This window comes from Trinickia sp. Z7, assembly GCF_056498045.1.
The window spans coordinates 99,959-119,874 of the sequence record NZ_JAUEQW010000003.1 but is presented as its reverse complement, the minus strand read 5'-3'; the positions used below and the strand labels follow the sequence as shown (position 1 = coordinate 119,874).

Sequence of the window (19,916 nt, the reverse complement as noted above, 5' to 3'; positions counted from 1 at the left end):
TTGACGCCTGCCTCGACGCCCTGCGGCAAGTCTCGCCGATGGGCGTTCGTCGTTGTGTTTTCGCGCATTGTAAAGAGCGCCGCGATGCAGGCGCGGCCGGCGACGCAGAGTCATTCCTCTAAACGGCCGAGCCTGCGCGAACCTATCATTGAGTCAAGCGCACACCCGCGCGCTGCCTGTGCGCGCCTGGATCAAACGGCCGTCCCGAGCCCCCCGCCCCGCTGCGCACGGCCGACGCGCGAGACTTCGAACGCACCGCCGAAAAATTTCTCCCCTGCGGCCCGATCACAGGAGACGCCCGCCATGGAACCGCACGCCCCACCGGCTACACATGAGGTCACGAATCAGGTGCCGCCGCTCGAAAACTACAACCTGTTCGAATGCGATGCGACGCTCATGGCCGCGGTCGAACGCGACGGCGCCGGTTGGCATGCGCAAGCGCTCGCGCGCGACGGCGCCGCGCTCGGCACGCCCGAGGCGCTCGCGCTCGCCGCATCGGCGAACCGTCACGCCCCCGAGCTTTTCACCTTCAACCCGCGCGGCGAGCGGATCGACGCGCTCGAGTTTCATCCGAGTTGGCATCGATTGATCGCATCGCTGCGACAGGAAGGTCTGCATGCCCTGCCCTTCGATACGCCTCGCGAGGGGGCGATGGCGGCGCGCTGCGCCGGCTATTTCCTGCATGGGCAACTCGAATCGGGCTCGTTGTGCCCGTTGACGATGACGTTCGCGAGCATCCCCGTATTGCAACGCGAGCCGGCGCTGTTCGCCCAGCTCGCCGACAAGCTCTATGCGCGCGAACACGACGCGAGCGACGCGCCGCTCCCGCTCAAGCGCTCGATGATGATCGGCATGGGCATGACCGAGAAGCAAGGCGGCTCGGACGTGCGCACGAACCAAACGCGCGCGGCGGCGACGGGGAGCACGACGGGACGCGCAGGCGCGTACCGTCTGCTGGGCCACAAATGGTTCTTCTCCGCCCCACAGTGCGATGCGCATCTCGTGCTCGCCCGCACGCATGCCGGCGCGCCGCTTTCATGCTTCTACGTGCCGCGCTTCACGCCTGAGGGCGCACGCAACGCCGTCCGTATTCAACGCTTGAAGGACAAGCTCGGCAATCGCTCCAACGCCAGCGGCGAAGTGGAATTCGTCGACGCCTACGGCATCATGGTGGGCGACGAGGGACGCGGGGTGCCGACCATCATCGAGATGGCGAACTACACCCGGCTCGATTGCGTGATCGGCAGCGCGGCGCTGATGCGCGCGGCGCTCGTGCAAGCGATCCATCACGCGCGCCATCGCGTTGCGTTCTCCCGCAAGCTCGTCGATCAGCCGCTGATGCGCAACGTGCTCGCCGACCTGTCGCTGGAAAGCGAAGCGGCCACGGTGCTCTTCATGCGGCTCGCGCGCGCATTCGACGCCCATCTGACCGCCGCGCGGGCCGGCGCCGCGGAGTCGGATCTCGAACGGGCGTGGCGCCGCATCATGACCCCGGCGGCGAAGTTCTGGGTCTGCAAGCGCGCGCTCGAATTCACGGGCGAAGCCATGGAAGTGTGGGGCGGCAATGGCTACGTCGAAGAAGGGCCGATGGCGCGCTTCTACCGCGAGGCGCCCGTCAATTCCATCTGGGAAGGGTCGGGCAATGTCATGTGTCTCGATGTGTTGCGCGCGCTCGAACGCGATCCCCAAGCCGCGCATGCGCTGATCGCCGACTGGCGCGCCGACGCGCACGAGGCGAGCGCGCTTGCTCGCGCGCTCGATGCGCTCGAAGCCACGCTCGGCTCGCCTGCCGAGCGGCGCGAAGCGGCTGCCCGCACGCTGGCGCAACAACTCGTTTTGTGCGCCCAGGCGGCGCTGCTCTTGCGCACGTCGCCGGCACAGCACGCGCAGGCGTTCGCCGCGACGAGACTGGCCGCCATCGACGCAGGCCTCGCCTGTGGACGTGTCTATGGAACGTTGCCCGCCGCTTTCGATCACGGCGCGATCGTCGAGCATGCGTTCGGCGCCTGAAGGCCGATGGCCGCACGAGCCGCAGCCGCGATCGCTGAAAGACGCGGCTTCGGACACCGCACGGTGCGAGCGCCTGGGCCGCAAGCCTCCCATTGCATACCGGAGATAACCGAATGAAGAACGACTTGCCCGCCGATACGACGCTCACGGCCTTGCTGCAGGCGCAGCGCGAGGCGTATGCGCGCGAGCCCTACCCATCGTGGGAGACGCGGGCCACGCATTTGCGCGCGCTGCGCGCCATGCTGCTCGAGAACGTCGACGCCTTCGCCGCCGCGCTCGAGGCCGACTTCGGCCAGCGCTCGAAAGCCGAATTGCTGCTTTCCGAACTGTGGCTCGCCAAGAGCGAAATCGACTCGGCGCTCAAGCACGGCAAGCGTTGGATGAAGCCGCAGCGGCGCGCCACCGGCATCTGGCTGCGGCCCGCCGCGGCGAAGGTCATCGCCCAGCCGCTCGGCGTGGTCGGCATCGTCGCGCCGTGGAACTATCCGCTCTTGCTCGCGGTGGGTCCGCTGATCTGCGCGCTGGCGGCGGGCAATCGCGCCATGATCAAGATGTCGGAACTCACGCCACGCACGGCCGAACTATTCCGGCAATGCGTCGGGCGCACGTTCGCACGCGAACACGTGACCGTCGTGACCGGCCATGCCTCGGTGGGCGCCGCCTTCTGTGCGTTGCCCTTCGACCATCTGATCTTCACCGGATCGACCGCGGTCGGCCGCGACGTCATGCTTGCGGCAGCCGCCAATTTGACGCCCGTCACGCTCGAGCTGGGCGGCAAATCGCCCGCGATCGTCGGACCGCACGGGCGGCTTTGCGCCGCGGTCGACAGCATCGTCGCGGGCAAGACGCTCAACGCGGGCCAGACCTGCATTGCGCCCGATTACGTGCTCGTGCCGCGCGGCTCGGAGCAAGCGTTCATCGAACGTGCACGCTCGCGCGTCGCTCGGCTCTACCCCGGCTTCGCCGCCAATCGAGACTACACGAGCATCGTTTCCGAGCGCCATTTCGCGCGGCTGCAACGACTCGCAGACGAAGCCGTGGCGGCCGGCGCGGTCCTGCATCCGTTGACGGATGCGCAACCGGACGCAACGCGCAGGCTGTTCCCGCCGTGCGTGGTCACCCAAGCGCCCGATACGTGCGCATTGATGCGCGAAGAGATCTTCGGCCCGCTGCTACCGCTCGTGCCTTACGACACGCTCGATGAAGCGATCCGCTACGTCAACGCGCGGCCTCGGCCGCTCGCCCTGTATCTATTCGAGGACGAGCGAACCGGCGTCGAACGCGTGCTGCGCGAAACCGTCTCGGGCGGCGTATGCATCAACGAGACGTTGTTGCACATCGCCTGCGAGGGGCTCCCATTCGGCGGCGTCGGCGCGAGCGGCATGGGCGCATATCACGGATACGACGGCTTCAAGACGTTCTCGCAAATGAAGCCCGTGCTCGTGCAGCCGCGCCTGAACGCACGCGCGCTGCTGCTGCCGCCATACGGGCGGCGCTTTCATGCCGTCATGCGGCTGATGTTCAAGGTTTAGGCGAGGCGGCGGTGCGAAGCGGGCCGCCGCACGCGCGCGGATCCACGCTGCATTGCGCGGGGCGCAGGCGTTGCGCGGGCAGAATGAGTCCCACGGGTGATCCGAGCCACCTCGATCACACGAGTCATGGAGGTCATCAGGGTCATACAGGCCACAGCGGCCCCTCGAGCATCGCGCCGATTTGCTCGCGCAATTCCAGCACGCGCGCTTCCCAGTAGCGCTGGGTATTGAACCAGGGAAACGCGGCCGGAAACGCCGGATCGTCCCATCGCCGCGCAAGCCATGCAGCGTAGTGGATCAGCCGCAGCGTGCGCAGCGCTTCGATCAAATGCAGTTCGCGCGGCTCGAACTCGCAAAAATCTTCGTAGCCCGCGAGCAAGTCGGTCAGTGCGCGCGAAGCATCGGCCCGTCCGCCCGGCAGCAGCAGCCATAAATCCTGAATCGCAGGGCCCATGCGGCTGTCGTCGAAGTCGACGAAGTGCGGGCCTGCGTCGGTCCACAGGACGTTGCTCGCGTGGCAATCGCCGTGCAGCCTCAGGTGCGCGACGTCGCCGGCCGCCTCGAAGGCGCGCTCGACGGCCTCCAAAGCAAGCGTCACCGCCGCCTCGTAGGAAGCACGCAGTTCCGGCGGCAAGAAATCGTGCGAGAGCAGGAAATCGCGCGGCTCGTAGCCGAAGCTGGCAATATCGAGCGTCGGCCGCGACACGTAGGGCTTGCACTTGCCGATCGCGTGAATGCGGCCGATGAACCGGCCCATCCATTCGAGCGTATCGGGCCGGTCGAGTTCGGGCGCGCGCCCGCCGCGCCGCTCGAACACCGCGAACCGAAAATCGTCGAACGTATGCAAGGTCGCGCCGTCGATCGATCGTGCCGGCACCGCGGGAATTTCCGCTTCGACGAGTTCGGCGACGAACGCGTGCTCTTCGAGAATCGCTTCGTCGGACCAACGCTGCGGCCGATAGAACTTCGCGACGACAGGCGGGCCGTCCTCGACGCCGACTTGATAGACGCGGTTCTCGTAGCTGTTCAGCGACAGCAGCCGCCCGTCGGTACGCACGCCGGTTCGAGCCAGTACGCTATCGATGGCGTCGAGCACGCACTCCGGGGTGAGCCGCGTAAAAGGGTGCGCGGCGCTTGCGCCACGCACGTCGGAGGAATCGGGAGAATGCGGATCGTTCATGCCCGCATTGTGCCGCATCGGCGGCGAACCGTGATTTTGTCGCCCTATTCGTCCATCAAACGGACTTTCACCTTCTTGCCTTTCACCTTGCCGGCGCCGAGCCTGCGCACTGCATCGCGTGCGATGCTTCGCTCGACGGCCACGTACGTCGAATAGTCGGTCACGTTGATCTTGCCGATCTGCGCGCCGCTAAAGCCCGCTTCGCCGGTCAGCGCACCCAGCACGTCGCCGGGGCGAATCTTCTCTTTGCGCCCGCCGAGAATTTGCAGGGTTGCCATCGGCGGCAACAACGGTTCGCCATCTGCTCGCTGAAGCTCGGCGAGCGGGTGCCATTCGAACTCGCGCTGCTGCGCCTGCTCGATGTTTCCAACGCGCCCCATCTCGTTCATGCTCGCGAGGCTCAGCGCCCAACCCTCCTGATCCGCTCGGCCCGTGCGGCCGATCCGATGCACATGGACCTCGGGGTCCGGGGTCACGTCGACGTTGATCACCGCTTCGAGCTGTGCGAAGTCGAGGCCGCGCGCTGCGACGTCGGTCGCCACGAGCACGGAACAACTGCGGTTGGCGAACTGGATCAGCACCTGATCGCGCTCACGCTGATCGAGCTCGCCGTGCAACGCCAGCGCATGAAACCCTTGCGCGCGCAGCACATCGAGCAGGTCGCGGCATTGCTGTTTCGTGTTGCAAAATGCGAGCGTGCTCACGGGGCGATAGTGATTGAGCAACATCCCGACCGCGTGCAGCCGTTCGTCTTCCTTCACTTCATAGAAGCGCTGGCGAATCTTGCGCTCGTCGTGATGCGCTTCGAGCCGCACTTCTTTCGGATTGCGCAAAAACCGCTGGCTCAGTTTGGCGATACCTTCGGGGTATGTCGCGGAAAACAACAACGTTTGCCGCTCCTTCGGGCTCTGGCTCGCCACCGTCGCGATGTCGTCGTAAAAGCCCATATCGAGCATTCTGTCCGCTTCGTCGAGCACGAGCGTATTGAGCGCATCGAGGGCGAGGCTGCCGCGCTCGAGATGATCCATGATGCGCCCGGGCGTGCCCACCACGATATGCGCGCCGTGTTCGAGGCTCGCGCTCTGCGGCGCCATCGGCGTGCCGCCGCACAGCGTCAGCACCTTGACGTTCTCCTCGGCGCGCGCGAGGCGGCGAATTTCCTGCGTCACTTGGTCGGCGAGCTCTCGGGTGGGGCACAGCACCATGGCCTGCACTTGCACGCGACGAACGTCGAGTCGCGCGAGCAACGCGAGCGAGAATGCCGCTGTCTTCCCGCTTCCGGTCTTCGCCTGCGCGATCAGGTCGTGGCCCGCTAGCGCGACGGGCAAGCTGGCCGCCTGGATCGGCGTCATGGCGGCATAGCCCAGCCGCTCGAGGTTGGCGAGCACGGCGGGCGCAAGCGCGAGCGTGCTGAAGGGCGTGACGGTCGGTGTTTGTGTCATGTCGTGGTCGTTAAGCTAAGCCCCATCCGCGCTGCGGCACGACGGAAGATCGATGGCGGGCCGTGGGCGAGCGTGCGCCCTCGTCGACGCCCCGAGTTTGAAACGAAACGCGCCTTGCCAGCATGGCAGGACGGCTTCATCGCTTGCCGGAGGATGCGCTTGACGGTCATGCAGGCGCTCGAGCACTGCATCGAGCACCGCGGATCGGTGAACGACGAATTGTACGCTGCGAGCACGAGCGGCGAGCACGGCGGCTTACCGTGCCGGTACCAGACAACTCATGAAGGTGGGATGGGACGAGGCAGCCCGAGCGAGCGCCGTCGCGCCTGGGCCGTGCGCGGTGCAGCCATGGCGCCGCCGTAGCCCCCGACGCTAGAGGTCAATGCACGAGCGAACCGGCCGGGCGTGCGACGAGCTCGCCCGTGTCGATCAAATCCTCGAGAAAGAACGGCTCGGTGTTCAGTTGCAGCGACGAGCCGGGCTCGCCGGCAAACCAAACGACCATCGCCATATCGCCGAGTATGCGCATGACGATGCCGCGCGCACCCGAGGGCACGGCCATATGCACCGACCTGACGATTGAACCGACTTGCATGATGTATCCCCTCGGGGTATTTAAACGATGACTCGATTGTTCACGGAACGGGCCATCGAGAAAAGCCGAAACTGATGGTCTATTGGGTTCTATTTCTCCCGATCATCCTTACAGCAAACTGACTAGCTAGATGGCGAACCGCTGCGCTCGCGGCGTGCGGCTGCGCCGCCGTTGCGTCTCCGCGAGAAGGCGCGGCGCGCATCGCAGACGAGCGCTATAGTCCAAGCATAGCGCGACCCGGGCGAGCGTCTATTGCGCGGCGCAGCATGCGGGCGCGAATCGCGGCGGCGCACTGATGGCATGCCGCCTCCCGCACCAAGCGATTCGGTGCGTTAGCAGGGAGACAGGGAGAACCCAAGATGAATCGATCCTCGCAATGCAGCGCGCCGTATCGGCTAGCGGCCGGGCACGGCGCGTGGTTTCGCGCGCTTGGCCTAGTCAGTGCCGCGCTTGCGCTCGGCGCTTGCGCGCAACAGGGGCTGGACGACGTCAAGCCGACGGCGACGACGGCCTATCACTCGTCGCAGCCCGCCGCGCCCCAGCCCGCACCGGCGCCGGCGCCGCCACAATGACGGAGCAATGCGCATAGGCCGCCCCGCGCCATCCAAGCCCTTGCGCCGGCGGGCAGCAGGCCTGCAGCAAACGCTGCAATGTCTCCTATACTCGATCAATGCGTACACACGCCTGCGGCGTGGCGCCACAGAGAAAACAGGGAGGGGACGAGCATGCCGACATCCTTCACGATCAGCGACTTCATCTTGATCATTCCGATGGCGCTCGCGGGTGCGCTGTTTCTGGGGGCGCTGCCGACGTCCTCCCGTTCGCTGCACAACGTCTTGCGCGTGCTGGGCGCGCTGATCGGCGTGGGCTTCGCCGTTGTGCTCGTCGAAGGGTTGCCCGCGCTGATGTAGGGCCGGGGCGAACCTCGCCGACACGTTCGCCCAGCGCACCGCCAAGCCTTTTCGCTTATACCCGCTGATCGGTAGAGGGCTTTTCCCACAGATTGATGCCGCCCTCCGTCGCATAGCGATCGATTTCGGCAATCTCTTCCTGCGAGAACGCGAGGTTCGACAACGCCCCGACGTTTTCGCGCACTTGCTCGGGGCGGCTCGCGCCGATCAGCGCCGAGCTCACACGGGCGTCGCGCAAGGTCCATGCGAGCGCCATCTGTGCAAGGCTTTGACCGCGCCGTTCGGCAATCGCGTTGAGCTTGCGCACGTGGTCGATGTTTTCCGCACTGAGGTGGCTTTGCTGAAGGGAGCCGCCGCCGGGTTTATTGATGCGCGCGTCGGCCGGCACGCCATGCAGGTACTTCGAGGTCAACAGTCCTTGCGCGAGCGGCGTGAACGCGATGCACCCGGCCCCCACTTCGTCGAGCGCGTCGAGCAACTCGTGCTCGATCCAGCGATTGAGCATGTTGTAGGACGGCTGATGGATAAGCAGCGGCACCTTGTGCTCGCGCAGCAGCGACGTCATTTCCCGCGTCTTGGCTGCCGAGTACGAGGAAATGCCGATATAGAGCGCCTTGCCTTGATGCACGGCGCTCGCGAGCGCAGCGGCGGTTTCTTCGAGCGGCGTGTCGGCGTCGAACCGATGCGAGTAAAAGATGTCGACGTAATCGAGACCCATCCGCGCAAGGCTTTGATCGAGGCTCGCCAAGACGTATTTGCGCGAACCGCCGCCCTGGCCGTAGGGTCCGGGCCACATGTCCCAGCCGGCTTTGGTCGAGATCAAAAGCTCGTCGCGGTACGGCCGAAAATCGTCCTTGAACAGCCGGCCGAAGTTCGTCTCCGCGCTGCCGTAAGGCGGCCCGTAGTTGTTGGCCAAATCGAAGTGGGTGATGCCGAGATCGAAGGCCGTGCGCAGCATGTCGCGCTGCGTCGACAACGGTGTCGTATCGCCGAAGTTGTGCCATAAGCCGAGGGAGAGCGCGGGCAGCTTGAGGCCCGAGCGGCCGCAAGTGCGGTATTGCATGTCCGAGTAGCGGGCGGTAGCAGCGTCATAAACCATGGGAGTCCTCGATGAAACCGTGGAAGAAGCCGCCGCGCGAGTTCGCGCGCGGCGGCGATCGATGCGAATCGATAGACATGCGTGCGGCAAGTTTCATACACTGCCGCCTGCTCGAACCATCATTGAGACCGACATGATCAAAGCGATTTCCATAGCGTTGATTGCGGGTGGCGTAGTGCTCCTGTATTTTGGCGGCCAGTCGTACCACTCGTTCGCGAACGACCTCTCGCGCACCTTCACCGGCGCGCCCACCAACAAGACGATATGGCTCATCGCAGGTGGCGCGGTCGCAACGCTCGCGGGCATCGTCGGCTTGACCGTCTCTTTCGGCAAGCGCTGAACCCGGCAGCGAACGGCCATGCCGGGCCACGTCGTTCATAGAGCGACTTCGGGCTTGGAGGCCGAGCGCGTACCCGGCAGCGGTAGGTTGCTCGCGCCATGATAGGTGCACACGAGCGAGAACTTCACCTGGTCGCTGCGGTTTTGTCCTGCCGAGTGCAGCGTGTTGCAGTGGAAAAAGACGACGTCGCCCGCCTCGAGTTCCGGCGATACCGCCGTACGAATCAATGCTTCGTTTTCCGGCAGATCCCCGCGAAAAAACTTCTGCGCATCGAACCGTTCGGAGGTGAAAGTCATTGCATGCGAATCGGGGACGAACCAGAGCCCGCCGTTCTCGACCGTCTCCGTGCCGAGCGCGAGCCAGGTCGAGACCAAATCGTCACGCTCGAACGACCAGTAGCGGGCGTCGCGATGCCACCCGGTCAAGCTTCCGTAAGTGGGGTGCTTGGTCATCATGCAGTTATGGTGGGCGCGCGAGAGGCGCGGCGCCTCACCGAAATACAACTCCATCCAGCCTTTGATTTCCGGCGCCGTCGCCCATTGCCGAAAGAGCGCGTCGCGCGCATAAGCATCGAGCAAGCGACGCACCGTATGGCCGCCGGGCGAATGCTTGGACTCGGGCGCGCCCGGATAGCGCAAGTCCGCTTCGTACTCCAACGGTTGCGCCGCTTCGGCCAGTTGGCGCTCGGCCACCGCTTTGATCGCCGCACACCGCTGCGGCGCCAGAAGTCCTTTGACGAGCACGAAGCCGCGCTCGCGCAGGACTTGCACTTGTTCTTTTTTCGATTGCGCTGACATGAAACCTTCCTTGCTGAAGGGCCGCCCGTAGCGGAAACGTTTTATTTTACGGCGGGCGCGAGCGGTGCGTCGCTGCACCGGGCAAGGGCGGGTCTGCACGACTTACACGCGTCACGATTCGCGTGTAGTCTGCCTCGCATGTCGATCGCCATTGTCGGCCGCTTGCGACCCCATATCGCGCAGCGCGCCATTCACGCCCCCCCGAAATTCGTTGTCGCCGCGCATGTCAGGCACGATTGCTGCATCAACGCGGCAGTCTCGTCCTCCGTGTGAGGCAGCACCACGCTTTCTTGTTCGCCATGCATAAACGTCTCGCTTCCCGTCACAACCGTATGACGCTCAGTCCGGCGCGGCCGATCCGCCGCGCGCCGATGCCCGCGTTACGGCACCACGCAGTGCGCACGCGCGCGCTTTCGCAGCACCCCGCGCACGCACAACCTTCGGCCGGCGGGACGCACGGCCTGCTGCGCGCCTGGCTTCGCGCCGTTCTTTCGGCATTGCGCACCGGCACGCGGGCGCGCCGTCTGCTACTGCGCCGGTTGCTGCGGCGTGCGACGATCCGCCGGTCGGCGGTCGCGCCGGCCAAACGCTCGGCAACCGCCGGCGGCAATCGCAGGCCACGTCGGCTCGCAGGCAGCGCCGGCTGGTTCGGGTTCGCCAGCCGTTAGGCGCTGTGCGCTAGGCCAGCAGTTCGTTGCCGTGCACCAGTTGCCGCACCGTGGTTGCTGGGCCGGCCTAGTTGCAGCGCCCTAGGTTGCTGCGCCACCCTAGCCGCTGGCCCACCGCCCCTCTTTTCCGAGCGCCTTTGCAGTTTGCTCTCGAGTGCTGGGGTGCGCCGGCCTTGCGCCATCGCGCTGGCGTAAAATCGAGTGGTCTACATCGAATGGCTTGGCCCAGCGGCCAGGATGTCGTAATGAATACGCCCACTCCCGAACCGCACAGGCGCAAAACGCCGTCCAAGCGTACGCTCAATGTGCTGACGGCGCTCGTCGGCGTGGCGACCCTCGCGGCTGGGGTCGGCTGGCTCGTCTATAGCTGGACCACCGACCTCGAAGTCCCGTACTTCGCCATTCCGCTGGTGCTTTGCGTCCCCGTGATCGCCGCCGTCGCCTTTCGCAACTGCTGGGATTGAAGCTCGCGCTGAAGGCATGCCGGGCCGCGCCGACGGCTAGCGGCTGGCATAGCGTTTGCGCGCCGAGGCAGCCGCGCGTAGCGCCTCGCGCACCCGCGTGCGTGGCAAGCTGCGCGTGCCGGGCTGGCGTGCGCGGCGCAAAACCGCCGTGTAGAATCGACCGACCCCCAAGCGGAAGCGGCAGCATGCTCAGAATCCTCGAGCCCGGCGATTACTTCGGCGAGACCATCGAACACTATGGCGGCGAAGGTTTGTCCCTGGTGGAAACGCGCTTCGCCGAAGATCTGATCATTCCCGAGCACGAGCACGTCAACGCATTCTTCTGCTACGTACTCGCTGGGCGAGGGACGCGGTCGTGGGCCACGCGCGCCGGCGACGACGCGCCGATGTCACTCACCTTCTTCCCGGCGGGCCTGCCGCACGCGAACTGCTGGCACGGTGCGGGCGGCCGCGTGTTGCACCTCGAGTTTGCGTCGACTTGGCTCGAAAGGCTGGGCAGGCGAACACGCGCGCTGCATCGTCCCGGCGATTTCGCGCGTGGGGCGCCCGTATCGCTCATGCGGCGTCTCGCGCTCGAAATCGCGCATCAGGATAGCGCCACGCCGCTCGCCGTCGAAGGTCTCGTGCTCGAACTCGTCGCGGCCTGCGAGCGCTGCGAATCGGGCGCGGCTGCGCCTCGCGCGGACTCGCCTCGCCGTTGGCTCGCTCGCGCCGAAGCGCTGCTGCGAGAGCGTTTTCCCGCGCCGTTATCGCTCGAATACATCGCCTCGGAAGTTCACGTCAGCGCCGACCATCTCGCGCGCGAGTTTCGCAAGCGCGTGGGCTGCACCGTCGGCGACTATGTACGCGACTTGCGGCTCGAATTCGCCGCCGACAAGCTCGCGCACACCGACGAACCGCTCGCGCATATTGCCGAAGCAGCGGGCTTTACCGATCAAAGCCATTTCACGCGCATGTTCCGCCGCAAGCTCGGCGTGACGCCGGGCGCTTATCGCACCGCGAAGCGAACACATCGCTAGCGTCCCAACGATCGCCGCTTGCGTACAAGATCGATCGCCGTCTCGGTCCTACAGTGTCGTTGCATTCCGATGCGCGACTTCAGGAGACCGAAATGAACGCCGAATCCTATCCCTACTCGACCCGCCTCGATGTGCTGCACGGGCCGGGCGAATTGATCGATATTGCCGCGATCGCCGCCGGCAACAACCATCCGTGGTTCAATCAAACGCTATGCCGCGTGAACGAATCGGTGGTTAGGCTCGGCGTCGTGCAAGGGGAATATCACTGGCATAAGCACGATGATCTCGATGAATTCTTCTATGTCGTGCAAGGACGATTCTTGATCGACCTCGAGGAACGCACCGTCGAATTGAACGCGGGGCAAGCGTTCGTCGTACCCAAAGGTGTCCGGCACCGGCCGCGGGCACCCGAGAAAACGATCATTTTGATGGTGGAAGGCGAGGCGATCGTGCCGACTGGCGATGCTTGATGCAGCGGGGCGCGGGGTCGCGAACACAGCACCCGCGCGACATTCGCAGAGGCCACGCCGTTGGCGATGACGCCGTCCTTGCTGCCGGGCGGCAGAGCGCTCCCTACGAAACTGCCCACTCGTCTCATGGCGCCGACGTTCGATATACTCGGCTCGATACGCCGATCGAAACGAGGACAATCGTCATGCATGACACCACGTTGCTGCTGTTCGCTGCGGTCTCGTTCGTCGGCATCGCCACGCCGGGACCGACCGTACTGCTCGCCCTCACCAACGGCTCGCGCTACGGCGTAAAGCGCGCCGCCTACGGATTCGCGGGGGCCGTCGCATCCGACTTCGTGCTCATCTTCGCCGTAGCGCTCGGCCTCGGAGCGTTGCTGGCCGCATCCGTGTTCTGGTTCACCGTAGTGAAGTGGGTGGGCGCCGCCTATCTCGCCTACGTGGGTATCCGCCTGTTGATGTCCAAGGGCACATTCGACGCCGCCGATCATGGCGCCACGAGTGCCGACAGCAACCGCTCGATCTTCCTGAAAAGCTTTCTGACGGCGGTGACCAATCCGAAGGGCTACCTGTTCTTTTCTGCCTTCTTGCCTCAGTTCATCGCGCCCACGCAGCCGCTCGCGTCGCAGTACGCCGCGCTGGCCGTCACTTTTGCCCTGCTCGATTTGTCGATCATGTTCGGCTACGCGTTATTCGGCGCGCGGGCGATCCGTTTGCTCAAGCAAGCGGGCGCGCGCTGGCTCGAACGCATCTGCGGCGCGATGCTCGTCGCGCTAGCCGGGTCGCTCGCGCTCTATCGGCGACATGCGGCGTAACGCCGCCCGCTCATCGTGCGTACTCTGCCGCACACGCCTAGCGCAGGCGTGTATCGATTGAATGAAATGACCGGCAGCGGCCGGCGAATACGCGAGGCGGCGATTTAGACGAGCCGTGAATCGTCGCTCAGCGCACAAAAAAACCCCGGCTCAGCCAGGGTTTTTTATCGCTACGGCCATCACGGCCGCTATCGCATACCGCGCCGCATGGCGCGGCCGCTCGTTACGCCACTTCCGCGACCGGCTCGGTACCGGCCGCCTCTGCGAGCGCAAGCGCCTTGTCGGTCGCTTCCCACGAGAATTCCGGCTCTTCTCGGCCGAAGTGGCCGTACGCGGCCGTCTTCTCGTACACGGGGCGCAGCAAGTCGAGCATCTGAATGATGCCCTTCGGACGCAGATCGAAATGCTCGCGCACCAGCGCGGTAATCGTCGAATCCGACACGCGGCCCGTGCCGAACGTATTGACCATGACCGAGGTGGGCTGGGCCACGCCGATGGCATACGACACTTGGATCAAGCAGCGCGAGGCGAGCCCCGCCGCCACGATGTTCTTCGCGACATAGCGCCCGGCGTAGGCGGCCGAACGGTCCACCTTCGAAGGGTCTTTGCCCGAGAACGCGCCACCGCCGTGCGGGGCCGCGCCGCCATACGTATCGACGATGATCTTGCGGCCGGTCAAGCCGCAGTCGCCCTGCGGGCCGCCAATGACGAAACGGCCGGTCGGGTTGACGAGGAACTTGATGTCGCCCTTGATCAGATCGGCGGGCAACGTCGGTTTGATGACTTCTTCGATCACGGCTTCGCGCAACGTCGCCAGCTCGACCTCGGGCGAATGCTGCGTCGAGAGCACGACCGTGTCGATCGCATGCGGCTTACCATCGACGTAGCGCACCGTCACCTGCGATTTCGCATCGGGACGCAGCCAAGGCAAACGCCCATCGCGGCGCAAGCACGCTTGGCGCTCGACCAGCCGATGCGACAGGTGAATCGGCAGCGGCATGAGCTCGGGCGTTTCGTCGCAGGCGTAACCGAACATCAAGCCTTGGTCGCCCGCGCCTTGATCGAGGTTGTTGTCGTGCGCGCGATCCACACCCTGCGCGATATCGGGCGATTGCTTGTCGTACGCGACGAGCACCGCGCAGCCGCGGTAGTCGATGCCGTAATCGGTGTTGTCGTAGCCGATGCGCTTGATCGTATCGCGCGCGACTTGGATGTAGTCGACGTTCGCCGTCGTCGTGATTTCGCCCGCCAGAACGACGAGACCCGTGTTGCACAGCGTTTCGGCGGCAACGCGAGAGTACTTGTCCTGCGTGAGGATGGCGTCGAGGATGGCGTCCGAGATTTGGTCGGCAACCTTGTCCGGATGGCCTTCGGAAACGGATTCGGACGTGAAGAGATAGTCGTTTGCCACGTTGCAGACTCCTTGGTTACGGTGTTTGAGTTCACGTAGCCAGCTTCGGGAGCCTGAAGCGGCGACGCTTTAGCGGATTTCCTGACGCACTGGACGCTGCTGGCGCCCGGCGGCTTCGCCCCGCAAGTTGTCTATTAACTCGGCGAAGCCCTTATTATAGCGGCTTCTTCAGATTGTCACAGAGCGAATTGCCGTGCCTCTTTCCGTCTATTCGTCCAATTGCGCGCCGCTCGCGCGCTCGGCGCAAGCGTTGCCGCCTCCATGCGCTCGGCCGTCGGAGGCCCGAGCATGTTGACGCGACTCGGCACGAAGCTTGCCATCGGCCTGCTCAAATTTCTCGCGATTTTGCCGTACGGTTTCGTCGCTCGCTTGGGCGATGGCCTCGGCTGGCTGCTTTATCAATTCCCGAGCAAGCGCCGCCGGATCGTTCACACGAATCTCGCGCTGTGCTTTCCCGACTGGAGCCAGCAAAAGCGCGACGACATCGCGCAGAAGCATTTTCGGCACGCGATCCGCAGCTACGTCGAGCGCAGCGTGCAGTGGTTCGGCTCGCTCGAAAAGCTCAAGAAGCTCGTGCAGGTCGACAGCGAAGTCGATTTGACCGATCCCGACATGCCGCCCACCTTGCTGCTCGGCTTTCACTTCGTGGGCATCGAAGCGGGCTCGGTCTTCATCAACGTCGCGCTGCAACGTCAGTGCGCCGCGCTTTATCAGCCCATGTCCAACCCCGAGCTGGACGAGATCGCAAAGACCGCGCGCGGCCGCTTCGGCGCCGATATGGCGAGCCGCGCCGACAGCGCCCGCGTCGTGCTGCGCTGGCTGCGCGAGCGCAAGCCCGTGATGCTCGGCGCCGACATGGACTACGGCGCTCGCAATTCGACCTTCGTGCCGTTCTTCGGCGTGCCGGCCTGCACGCTGACCGCGGTCGGCCGCTTCGCGCAGGTCGGGCACGCGCAAGTGCTGCCTTTCATCGGCGAAGTGCTACCGAACTATAAGGGTTATCGGCTCAAAGTCTTCAAACCTTGGGACAACTACCCCACGGGCGACGACGACGCCGACGCCCGCCGCATGAACGCATTCCTCGAAGAACAAATCCCGCTTATCCCCGAACAGTATTACTGGGTGCACAAGCGATTCAAAACGCGGCCGCCGGGCATGCCGAGCGTCTACGAATAGGGGACGGGCCGCGTCCCGTACAATAGCCGGATCATGAAGCTCAAGTTCACCAAGATGCATGGCGCGGGCAACGACTTCGTCGTGCTCGACGGCTATAGCCGGCCGCTCGCCCTGACGAGCGCCCAAGTGCGCGCGCTCGCCGATCGGCATTTCGGCATCGGGGCCGATCAGTTGCTGCTCGTCGAGCGGCCCACGGTCGAAGGCGCCGATTTCAAATACCGCATTTTCAATTGCGACGGCGGCGAGGTCGAGCACTGCGGCAACGGCGCACGCTGCTTCGTCAAGTTCGTGCGCGACACCGGCCTCACCGACAAGCGCAGCGTGCGCGTGCAAGTGCAAGGCGGCCTCATCACGCTGACGATGCAGGAGAACGGAGAAGTCGTCGTGGACATGGGCCGGCCGATCTTCGAGCCGGCGCGCGTGCCGTTCGATGCGTCAGGCTTGAGCGGGCGCCGCGAGGGCGCCGATACCGTTTGGCCATTGGACATCGACGGCGACACGCATTGGATCTCGGTCGTATCGATGGGCAATCCTCACGCCGTGCAAATCGTCGACGATGTCCGCGCCTATCCGGTCGCGCAGGTCGGGCCCAAAATCGAGCATCACGCGCGCTTTGCGCAGCGCGTCAACGTCGGCTTCGTGCAGGTGCGTTCGCGCCGGGAAATCGCGCTGCGCGTCTTCGAGCGCGGGGCCGGCGAAACCTTGGCGTGCGGCACGGGCGCATGCGCGGCCGTCGCGGCAGGCATTCGCCGCGGCTTGCTCGATTCGCCCGTGACGGTTCACGCGCTCGGCGGCACGCTGACGATCGCTTGGAACGGCGCGCACGACGAAGCCGCCCCGCTCCTGATGTCCGGGCCCGCCGCCACCGTATTCGAGGGGGAGATCGAGATCGACGACCGATCCTGACAACGCACGCCCTTTTCGCCCATTTGCTTTGCTCGCCCTTTTGCCGACACCATGAACGATCGCGACGTCGCCGACTATCTGCTCGCCAACCCCGAATTCTTCTCGCAACATGCCGAGCTGCTCGCGGCCGTCCGCCTTGCGAACCCTCACGGAAAATCCGCCGTCTCGCTGCAAGAGCGCCAGATGGACATGCTGCGCGAAAAGAACAAGCTGCTCGAACGGCGGCTCGCCGAACTGCTGCGCTACGGACATGAAAACGACAGCATCGCCGCGAAGTTCAACCGCTGGACCACCCGCGTCATCGCCCAGCGCGACGCTCACGCACTGCCGCGTACCGTCGCGCAAGGCCTGATGGAAGTGTTCGACGTGCCGCAGGCGGCGCTGCGCCTCTGGGATTTGGCCGACACCTATCGCGACGCCGAGTTCGCCCGTCAAGTCGGCGAAGAAGTACGGCTCTTCGCCAACGGGCTCGATGCGCCTTATTGCGGCGCGAATGCGGGTTTCGAAGCGGCGCAATGGCTAGCCGCCGGCGAGTATGCGAGCGCCGCGGCCCCCAGCGAGGCGGGCGCGGGCGAATCGAACGTCGCGCAGTCGGTGGCCTTGCTCGCGCTGCGCGACCCGCACTCGACGGGCTTGGCCGAGCGCGCCGGCGAATCGGAGGGCGCCGCCCCGACACCCGCGTTCGGCTTGCTAGTGATGGGTTCGCCCGATCCGCGCCGGTTTCACGAAGGCATGGCGACCGATTTCCTGATGCAGATCGGCGCCCTCGCAAGCGCGGCGCTTAGCCGCCTGCTCGCGCGATAGCGCTGCCGGCGTGTCGACGAGCGAGCGTCCCTCGATGTCGCAGGCCGATGCGGCCTTGATCGCCGACTATCTCGCCGCCCTCGCGCACGCGCGGCGGCTCTCGGACCATACGCTGCGCAGCTACGCGCACGAGCTCGACGTGCTCGTCCAGCTTGCAAACGGCCGGCCGCTCGCTAGCCTATCGGCGGTCGATATGCGCGGGGCAGTCGCGAAGGCTCACGCGGCAGGGCTGTCGCCGCGCTCGATCGCGCATCGCCTGTCGGCCTGGCGCGCGTTCTACCGTTGGCTCGGAGATCGCGTCGAGCTCGCGGCCAATCCCGTCGCCGCGGTGCGTGCGCCCAAACAGCCCAAGCGCCTGCCCAAGGCGCTCTCGGTCGACGATGCCAATGCGCTCATGGAAGCTCAGGGTGCTCACAGCACTCATAGCGCCGAGAGCCTGCGCGACCATGCGATCCTCGAGTTGTTCTATTCGTCTGGACTGCGACTCTCGGAACTCGTCGGACTCGATGCCGCGTACGCCGAGGGCGAGGGCTACCGTTCGTCGGGCTGGCTCGACCTGGCCTCAGCGGAAGTCACCGTGCTAGGCAAAGGCCAGCGGCGGCGGACCGTGCCCGTCGGAGCCAAGGCGATGCAAGCGCTCGCCGCCTGGCTCGCCGTGCGCGGCCAGTTGCTCAAGGCCGACCCGCATCCGTTGTTCGTCTCCGTGCGCGGCGCGCGCATGTCGCCGAACGTCGTGCGCGAGCGCGTCAAGCGCGCGGCGCTCGCAGCAGGGATCCCGGCCAACGTCCATCCGCACGTGCTGCGCCATTCATTCGCGACGCACATGCTGCAATCGAGCGGCGACCTGCGCGCGGTGCAGGAGCTGCTCGGCCATGCAAGCGTGGCCGCGACCCAGATTTACACGTCGCTCGACTTTCAGCATCTCGCGCGAATCTACGACAATGCGCATCCGCGCGCCAAGAAGCGCGACTGACACGCACGTCCTCGTCCGGCAACGCCGGTGGCGCGGCTGCCGTTCACCCCTCGTTTTTTAGAAGTCATCGATGAACACCGTTACGCTCAAACCCTCGAAGGAAAAATCTCTGCTGCGCCGCCATCCGTGGGTCTATGCGAACGCGATCGAGCGCGTGGAAGGCAAGCCCGCGCTCGGCGCCACGGTCCTCGTGCGCGCTCACGACGGCCGCTTTCTTGCGCGGGCGGCCTATAGCCCGCATTCGCAAATCCGCCTGCGTGTTTGGAGCTTCGACGAAACCGAGCCGATCGACCATGCCTTCTTCAAGCGGCGCGTGCAACGCGCACTCGCCCATCGGCAGGCGTTCGTGCGCGACACCGGCGCGGTGCGGCTGGTTTTCGGCGAGGCGGACGGCTTGCCGGGATTGATCGTCGACCACTACATCGAAGATGCGCAAGGCGGCGCGGGCCGCGGCCAATTGGTGTGCCAATTCATGGCGGCCGGCGTCGAAGCGTGGAAGGAGGCGATCGTGGCCGCGCTCGTCGGCGCCACCGGGTGCTCGAACGTCTACGAACGCTCGGACGTGTCGATCCGCGAGAAGGAGGGCCTAGAACAAACGACGGGTGTCCTTTCGGGCGAGCCGCCGCCCGCGACCCTCATCACGCGCGAAAACGGCGTGCGCTATCACGTGGACGTGCGCGCCGGGCATAAAACCGGTTTCTACATCGATCAGCGCGACAATCGTGCGCTCGTGCAAGCCTATGCGGCCGGGCGCGACGTCCTCAACTGTTTTTGCTACACGGGAGGCTTTTCCCTGGCGGCGCTCGGGGGCGGCGCCGCGCGCGTGGTCTCGATCGATTCGTCCGGGGAGGCGCTCGCGCTTGCGCGGACAAACGTAGAAGCCAACGGTTTCGATGTGGAGCGCGCGCAATGGCTCGATGCCGATGCGTTTCGCACGCTGCGCAGCCTCGTCGATGCGGGCGACCGGTTCGACCTCGTCGTGCTCGACCCACCCAAGTTCGCTCCCGCGCGCGAGCACGTCGATCGCGCGGCGCGCGCCTACAAGGACATCAATTTGTCGGGCTTGCGTCTGCTGCGCCCGGGCGGCCTGCTGTTCACCTACTCGTGCTCGGGCGCGATCGATGCGGAACTGTTCCAGAAGATCGTCGCCGGCGCGGCGGCCGACGCCCGCGTGGACGCGCGGATCCTGAAGCGTTTGGGCGCGGGGCTGGACCATCCGCTGTTGGCGGCGTTCCCGGAAGGCGAGTATCTGAAGGGATTGCTGTTGCAAATCGCATGACCGGCCTCATTTAGGGGGCGGTTTC

21 protein-coding genes are annotated in these 19,916 nt (G+C 65.4%); 15 read left to right on the top strand and 6 right to left on the bottom strand.

Annotation, left to right across the window (positions count from 1 at the left end; genetic code table 11):
* Nucleotides 1-303 precede the first annotated feature (303 nt).
* Together QQS38_RS07045 and QQS38_RS07040 are read left to right on the top strand one after the other, a co-directional pair.
* Nucleotides 304-2,010: an isovaleryl-CoA dehydrogenase gene (locus QQS38_RS07045; RefSeq protein WP_479644657.1), complete on the top strand. Its 1,707-nt coding sequence runs from the start codon at nucleotides 304-306 to the stop codon at nucleotides 2,008-2,010.
* Nucleotides 2,011-2,123: 113 nt separating this feature from the next.
* Entirely contained in the window at nucleotides 2,124-3,542 is a 1,419-nt protein-coding gene (locus QQS38_RS07040) for a coniferyl aldehyde dehydrogenase (protein ID WP_479644656.1), read from the top strand.
* 142 nt (nucleotides 3,543-3,684) lie between these two features.
* Here QQS38_RS07040 and QQS38_RS07035 read toward each other — a convergent pair whose 3' ends face one another.
* Complete coding sequence (locus QQS38_RS07035) at nucleotides 3,685-4,722, bottom strand: serine/threonine protein kinase (protein ID WP_479644655.1); 1,038 nt, start codon at nucleotides 4,720-4,722, stop codon at nucleotides 3,685-3,687.
* A gap of 44 nt (nucleotides 4,723-4,766) precedes the next feature.
* Nucleotides 4,767-6,164, bottom strand: a complete 1,398-nt coding sequence (gene dbpA / locus QQS38_RS07030; protein ID WP_479644654.1) for an ATP-dependent RNA helicase DbpA — start codon at nucleotides 6,162-6,164, stop codon at nucleotides 4,767-4,769.
* 114 nt (nucleotides 6,165-6,278) lie between these two features.
* On the opposite strand from dbpA, the gene QQS38_RS07025 reads away from it, so the two are divergent.
* Nucleotides 6,279-6,527, top strand: a complete 249-nt coding sequence (locus tag QQS38_RS07025; RefSeq protein ID WP_479644653.1) for a hypothetical protein — start codon at nucleotides 6,279-6,281, stop codon at nucleotides 6,525-6,527.
* Nucleotides 6,528-6,543: 16 nt separating this feature from the next.
* On the opposite strand, the gene QQS38_RS07020 is transcribed toward QQS38_RS07025, so the two are convergent.
* Nucleotides 6,544-6,759, bottom strand: a complete 216-nt coding sequence (locus QQS38_RS07020; protein ID WP_479644652.1) for a hypothetical protein — start codon at nucleotides 6,757-6,759, stop codon at nucleotides 6,544-6,546.
* 359 nt (nucleotides 6,760-7,118) lie between these two features.
* Between QQS38_RS07020 and QQS38_RS07015 the strand changes: the two genes are divergently transcribed.
* Both QQS38_RS07015 and QQS38_RS07010 read left to right on the top strand, forming a co-directional pair.
* Nucleotides 7,119-7,331, top strand: a complete 213-nt coding sequence (locus QQS38_RS07015; RefSeq protein ID WP_479644651.1) for a hypothetical protein — start codon at nucleotides 7,119-7,121, stop codon at nucleotides 7,329-7,331.
* 153 nt (nucleotides 7,332-7,484) lie between these two features.
* Complete coding sequence (locus QQS38_RS07010; protein WP_277427590.1) at nucleotides 7,485-7,670, top strand: hypothetical protein; 186 nt, start codon at nucleotides 7,485-7,487, stop codon at nucleotides 7,668-7,670.
* Nucleotides 7,671-7,725: 55 nt separating this feature from the next.
* On the opposite strand, the gene mgrA is transcribed toward QQS38_RS07010, so the two are convergent.
* Nucleotides 7,726-8,769, bottom strand: a complete 1,044-nt coding sequence (gene mgrA / locus QQS38_RS07005; RefSeq protein ID WP_479644650.1) for an L-glyceraldehyde 3-phosphate reductase — start codon at nucleotides 8,767-8,769, stop codon at nucleotides 7,726-7,728.
* Between the two features lie 133 nt (nucleotides 8,770-8,902).
* Between mgrA and QQS38_RS07000 the strand changes: the two genes are divergently transcribed.
* Nucleotides 8,903-9,109: a DUF3185 family protein gene (locus tag QQS38_RS07000; RefSeq protein ID WP_479644649.1), complete on the top strand. Its 207-nt coding sequence runs from the start codon at nucleotides 8,903-8,905 to the stop codon at nucleotides 9,107-9,109.
* 35 nt (nucleotides 9,110-9,144) lie between these two features.
* Here the strand turns inward: QQS38_RS07000 and QQS38_RS06995 are convergent, their stop codons facing one another.
* Nucleotides 9,145-9,906, bottom strand: coding sequence for a phytanoyl-CoA dioxygenase family protein (locus QQS38_RS06995; protein WP_479644648.1), 762 nt, complete (start codon nucleotides 9,904-9,906; stop codon nucleotides 9,145-9,147).
* Between the two features lie 913 nt (nucleotides 9,907-10,819).
* On the opposite strand from QQS38_RS06995, the gene QQS38_RS06990 reads away from it, so the two are divergent.
* The 4 genes from QQS38_RS06990 to QQS38_RS06975 all read left to right on the top strand — a co-directional run bounded on the left by QQS38_RS06990 (nucleotide 10,820) and on the right by QQS38_RS06975 (nucleotide 13,342).
* A complete protein-coding gene (locus tag QQS38_RS06990; protein WP_479644647.1) occupies nucleotides 10,820-11,038 on the top strand; it encodes a hypothetical protein in 219 nt (72 codons plus the stop codon).
* 185 nt (nucleotides 11,039-11,223) lie between these two features.
* The gene (locus QQS38_RS06985; RefSeq protein WP_479644646.1) at nucleotides 11,224-12,057 is read left to right on the top strand and encodes a helix-turn-helix transcriptional regulator; all 834 of its coding nucleotides are present in this window, start codon (nucleotides 11,224-11,226) and stop codon (nucleotides 12,055-12,057) included.
* Between the two features lie 92 nt (nucleotides 12,058-12,149).
* Entirely contained in the window at nucleotides 12,150-12,527 is a 378-nt protein-coding gene (locus QQS38_RS06980) for a cupin domain-containing protein (protein ID WP_479644645.1), read from the top strand.
* 185 nt (nucleotides 12,528-12,712) lie between these two features.
* Entirely contained in the window at nucleotides 12,713-13,342 is a 630-nt protein-coding gene (locus QQS38_RS06975; protein WP_479644644.1) for a LysE family translocator, read from the top strand.
* Nucleotides 13,343-13,565: 223 nt separating this feature from the next.
* Here QQS38_RS06975 and metK read toward each other — a convergent pair whose 3' ends face one another.
* Nucleotides 13,566-14,753, bottom strand: coding sequence for a methionine adenosyltransferase (gene metK, locus QQS38_RS06970; RefSeq protein ID WP_479644643.1), 1,188 nt, complete (start codon nucleotides 14,751-14,753; stop codon nucleotides 13,566-13,568).
* A gap of 288 nt (nucleotides 14,754-15,041) precedes the next feature.
* Here metK and QQS38_RS06965 point away from each other — a divergent pair, with 288 nt between their 5' ends.
* The 5 genes from QQS38_RS06965 (at nucleotide 15,042) to QQS38_RS06945 (ending at nucleotide 19,891) form a co-directional block, all read left to right on the top strand.
* The gene (locus QQS38_RS06965; RefSeq protein WP_479644642.1) at nucleotides 15,042-15,929 is read left to right on the top strand and encodes a lipid A biosynthesis lauroyl acyltransferase; all 888 of its coding nucleotides are present in this window, start codon (nucleotides 15,042-15,044) and stop codon (nucleotides 15,927-15,929) included.
* Nucleotides 15,930-15,962: 33 nt separating this feature from the next.
* Nucleotides 15,963-16,835, top strand: a complete 873-nt coding sequence (gene dapF, locus QQS38_RS06960; protein WP_479644641.1) for a diaminopimelate epimerase — start codon at nucleotides 15,963-15,965, stop codon at nucleotides 16,833-16,835.
* Between the two features lie 51 nt (nucleotides 16,836-16,886).
* Nucleotides 16,887-17,639 (top strand): DUF484 family protein, encoded by a 753-nt coding sequence (locus QQS38_RS06955; RefSeq protein WP_479644640.1) that lies wholly within the window; start codon nucleotides 16,887-16,889, stop codon nucleotides 17,637-17,639.
* A 34-nt stretch (nucleotides 17,640-17,673) separates the two neighbouring features.
* A complete protein-coding gene (xerC, locus tag QQS38_RS06950) occupies nucleotides 17,674-18,612 on the top strand; it encodes a tyrosine recombinase XerC (protein ID WP_479644639.1) in 939 nt (312 codons plus the stop codon).
* Between the two features lie 70 nt (nucleotides 18,613-18,682).
* Nucleotides 18,683-19,891 carry a class I SAM-dependent rRNA methyltransferase gene (locus QQS38_RS06945; protein WP_479644638.1) on the top strand — a complete coding sequence of 403 codons (1,209 nt, stop codon included), beginning with the start codon at nucleotides 18,683-18,685 and terminating at the stop codon, nucleotides 19,889-19,891.
* Nucleotides 19,892-19,916 lie beyond the last annotated feature (25 nt).

Bases quoted from the DNA above. Each gene is read 5' to 3' on its own strand.
- QQS38_RS06955 (WP_479644640.1), top strand. From the start codon at position 16,887: ATGAACGATCGCGACGTCGCCGACTATCTGCTCGCCAACCCCGAATTC.
- QQS38_RS06985 (WP_479644646.1), top strand. From the start codon at position 11,224: ATGCTCAGAATCCTCGAGCCCGGCGATTACTTCGGCGAGACCATCGAA.
- QQS38_RS07045 (WP_479644657.1), top strand. From the start codon at position 304: ATGGAACCGCACGCCCCACCGGCTACACATGAGGTCACGAATCAGGTG.
- QQS38_RS07015 (WP_479644651.1), top strand. From the start codon at position 7,119: ATGAATCGATCCTCGCAATGCAGCGCGCCGTATCGGCTAGCGGCCGGG.
- QQS38_RS07035 (WP_479644655.1), bottom strand. From the start codon at position 4,722: ATGAACGATCCGCATTCTCCCGATTCCTCCGACGTGCGTGGCGCAAGC.
- QQS38_RS06995 (WP_479644648.1), bottom strand. From the start codon at position 9,906: ATGTCAGCGCAATCGAAAAAAGAACAAGTGCAAGTCCTGCGCGAGCGC.
- QQS38_RS06980 (WP_479644645.1), top strand. From the start codon at position 12,150: ATGAACGCCGAATCCTATCCCTACTCGACCCGCCTCGATGTGCTGCAC.
- QQS38_RS07040 (WP_479644656.1), top strand. From the start codon at position 2,124: ATGAAGAACGACTTGCCCGCCGATACGACGCTCACGGCCTTGCTGCAG.
- QQS38_RS07010 (WP_277427590.1), top strand. From the start codon at position 7,485: ATGCCGACATCCTTCACGATCAGCGACTTCATCTTGATCATTCCGATG.
- QQS38_RS06965 (WP_479644642.1), top strand. From the start codon at position 15,042: ATGTTGACGCGACTCGGCACGAAGCTTGCCATCGGCCTGCTCAAATTT.
- QQS38_RS06990 (WP_479644647.1), top strand. From the start codon at position 10,820: ATGAATACGCCCACTCCCGAACCGCACAGGCGCAAAACGCCGTCCAAG.
- QQS38_RS06945 (WP_479644638.1), top strand. From the start codon at position 18,683: ATGAACACCGTTACGCTCAAACCCTCGAAGGAAAAATCTCTGCTGCGC.
- QQS38_RS06975 (WP_479644644.1), top strand. From the start codon at position 12,713: ATGCATGACACCACGTTGCTGCTGTTCGCTGCGGTCTCGTTCGTCGGC.
- dapF (WP_479644641.1), top strand. From the start codon at position 15,963: ATGAAGCTCAAGTTCACCAAGATGCATGGCGCGGGCAACGACTTCGTC.
- QQS38_RS07000 (WP_479644649.1), top strand. From the start codon at position 8,903: ATGATCAAAGCGATTTCCATAGCGTTGATTGCGGGTGGCGTAGTGCTC.
- xerC (WP_479644639.1), top strand. From the start codon at position 17,674: ATGTCGCAGGCCGATGCGGCCTTGATCGCCGACTATCTCGCCGCCCTC.
- dbpA (WP_479644654.1), bottom strand. From the start codon at position 6,164: ATGACACAAACACCGACCGTCACGCCCTTCAGCACGCTCGCGCTTGCG.
- QQS38_RS07020 (WP_479644652.1), bottom strand. From the start codon at position 6,759: ATGCAAGTCGGTTCAATCGTCAGGTCGGTGCATATGGCCGTGCCCTCG.
- mgrA (WP_479644650.1), bottom strand. From the start codon at position 8,769: ATGGTTTATGACGCTGCTACCGCCCGCTACTCGGACATGCAATACCGC.